The 582-nt window shown below is 44.5% G+C and carries 2 protein-coding genes; one reads left to right on the top strand and one right to left on the bottom strand.

Going from position 1 to position 582, the window contains the following annotated elements:
- The coding region (locus R7040_RS28385; protein WP_318097876.1) for a redoxin family protein at positions 1-249 on the top strand (249 nt) is incomplete at its 5' end.
- 44 nt (positions 250-293) lie between these two features.
- Here R7040_RS28385 and R7040_RS28390 read toward each other — a convergent pair.
- On the bottom strand, positions 294-582 hold a 289-nt coding region (locus tag R7040_RS28390; protein WP_318097878.1), incomplete at its 5' end, for an SPOR domain-containing protein.

Raw genomic sequence — 582 nt, forward strand, 5'->3', positions numbered from 1 at the left:
GTGAACGATGCATTCGTAATGAACGCATGGGGTGAAGCTCAAAACGCTTCTGAGATTTTGATGCTAGGTGACGGTGATGCTAGCTTTACTAAAGCGCTAGGCTTGGAAATGGATACTGGCGGCTTTGGCGGCGTTCGCTCACAACGTTACGCGATGATCATTGAAAACGGCGTAGTAACAACACTTAACGTTGAAAAGCCAAGTGAATTTGAAGTAAGTAATGCAGAAACTATTCTTGCAGCACTTTAAGAAAACACAAAACGGAAGCTCAAGCTTCCGTTTTTTTCAGGCGATTAGCGCATTCTCACGACACTAGTTTGTTGCTTACGTTGCATCTCTGCAAAAGTCAGTACAAACGGAGATGACTGCTTCACGTGGCTTGGCAGCGACGAAAGCGCATTGTAGGCTTCTTGCTTCGATTTAAAATCACCAGCTGTCACCGTATACCAACGTGTACCTCGGCTATTTTTCCAGTTAACCCATACAGGGTGTTTAGGGTCGATATAGCGAATGTATTCTTTCACATCTTTTTCTTTCTTCAGTGCTAGTACCTGCATGGTGTAGTGGTTGGGATTCAGGTAG

The sequence above is a fragment of the Vibrio sp. 1069 genome, from assembly GCF_033340555.1.